Origin of the sequence: Catenulispora pinisilvae (assembly GCF_015356865.1) — a bacterium.
Classification (GTDB): Bacteria; Actinomycetota; Actinomycetes; order Streptomycetales; family Catenulisporaceae; genus Catenulispora; species Catenulispora pinisilvae.
In genome coordinates this window covers 1-1,853 of the sequence record NZ_JAAFZA010000475.1, presented here as the reverse complement: position 1 = coordinate 1,853, position 1,853 = coordinate 1, and the positions used below count along the sequence as shown (strand labels likewise).

2 protein-coding genes and 1 pseudogene are annotated in these 1,853 nt (G+C 73.2%); 1 reads left to right on the top strand and 2 read right to left on the bottom strand.

All coding sequences use genetic code 11. The features are described from left to right. Positions 1 to 286: pseudogene (locus IZR01_RS49000) on the top strand (hypothetical protein); the annotation flags it as partial. Here IZR01_RS49000 and IZR01_RS48995 read toward each other — a convergent pair. Then, entirely contained in the window at positions 259 to 801 is a 543-nt protein-coding gene (locus IZR01_RS48995) for a GNAT family N-acetyltransferase (RefSeq protein ID WP_228561444.1), read from the bottom strand. The pseudogene IZR01_RS49000 and the gene IZR01_RS48995 overlap by 28 nt on opposite strands. Before the next feature lie 124 nt (positions 802 to 925). Then, positions 926 to 1,636 (bottom strand): helix-turn-helix domain-containing protein, encoded by a 711-nt coding sequence (locus tag IZR01_RS48990; RefSeq protein ID WP_194927869.1) that lies wholly within the window; start codon positions 1,634 to 1,636, stop codon positions 926 to 928. Positions 1,637 to 1,853 lie beyond the last annotated feature (217 nt).

Genomic DNA, 1,853 nt, shown 5'->3' with positions numbered 1-1,853 from the left:
CGCCCACCCCGAACAAGCGGTCATTCCCCCCGGCTACGCCCCCGGCGAGTACCACTACCCGCACGACTACGCCGCGGCGCCCGACACGCTGGCCCGGGCGTGGTTCGCCGACGAGGAGATGCACCGCGGCCTGGACCACCTGGCCGCGTCGCAGGACCCGGACGGCGGCTGGCCGATGAACTGGGCGAAGTGGTCCCCGAGCACGGAGTTGGAGGCGCGGCCTCTGGTGACCCTCAAGGCGCTGCGGACGCTGCGGGCTTATGGACGGTTGCGCACGTGCCGGTGACCTTCGTCCGGGAACTGCGGCGGCCGGGCCGGAATCGTCGCGGCGAGGGCATAGCCGCACTTCTCGGCGACCCGGCATGAAGCAGCGTTCCCGACACTGTGAACGAGTTCCACCACCTCGGCCGGCACCAGCTCCTGAGGCCCGAACAGCCAGTCGCTGACCCGCTCGACGCACCTGGACGCGATGCCCCGGCCCCGCGCGTCGGCGAGCGTCCAGTACCCGACGCTGGTCTCACTCCCGGCAGCCACGTCAGCCCCCTTCACCACGAAATGGCCGACCACCCGCCCCCGCTCCTCGACCGCGAAGCTCAGCCGGCTGCCATCCACCCACCGCCGCGCCTGCCGCTCCAGCCACGCCCGCGCCTCGGCCTCGCCGTCGACCAGCACCGAAAGCCAGCGGCGCATCGCCGGATCCTGATAGGCCGCGACGACGGTCGGGAGGTCGGGCTCGCGCCAGGGGCGCAGGAACAGGGCCGGCGCGTCGGGGGTCGGATCCACGCTGAGAGTGAGAGTCATGGCCATGGTGACAAGCCAATCGCATCTCGGGTGGCAATGTGTTCGGCCGGCGCCGGCGCCTACCGGGCTGGCGGTGACAGGCACGACCGGCGCCCGACTCTTGAAGTAGTTCGGCGCGCGCCGCCTACCCGCCGACTCCCAGCAGCTCCGTCGGCGTCATCCCAGCCAGCCGCCGCACCTCCCGCGTGAAATGCGCCTGATCCGCGTATCCGGCCTCGTAGGCGACGGTGGCCAGGCCGATCGGCGCGTTGCGGCCCAGGTCCACCGCATGCTGGAAGCGTAGGATGCTGTGCAGCGTCTTCGGACCGTAGCCGACCGCCTCCGTGAACCGCCGCCGCAACTGCCGCTCGGACAGGCCTACCGCGTCGGCGAGCGCCGGGACGTGCGGCGCGTCGCCGGACCGCAGCAGCCCGACCACCTGCTCGACCGCGGCGTCCGGCTCGTAGCGCGGGGTGAGTGCGGCCACGAACTCGTCCAGTACCTGCACCGCCGCGTCCGCGGAGCCGGCCGCGTGCAGCCGTTCCAGTAGCGGCGCCATCTCACGCGTCGTCAGCTCCGGCGCCACCCGCTGATCGCGCACCTCGCCGACCGGCATCCGGCCGAGCAGCAGCCGCGCCGCTCCCGGCCGCAGCCGCAGGCCCGCGAACACCGCGCCCGGCGCCAGCCGCGCCACCCAGGCTTCCCGGTCCGGCCCGGCCAGCTCCAACGTCCCGTCGTGCCAGATCAGGTCCACGCAGCCGTCCGGCACCACCAGCTGCCGGTACTCGCCCGGGCCGGTGTTGGCCTGCGTCCAGGTGCACGCCACATAGCGGCCGGGCGCGCGCCGTGGCCGCATTCCGCGTTGGGCGCAGGCGCGTGCGCTTCGAGCAGCCGCCAGTCGCCGGTCAGGACCTCGACGCGCGGGTCGTCGGCGAAGAGCTCGGCGGCGCGGTCGGGCTACCGCCTCGATGCGTGTGACCGGCCGCGGCGGTGGCGTGGATTTCGGGGCAGGCGTTGGCGTAATCGTCGGCGTTGGCGTTGGCGTGAGTGTCGGTGTGGGCGTCGTTGGTATA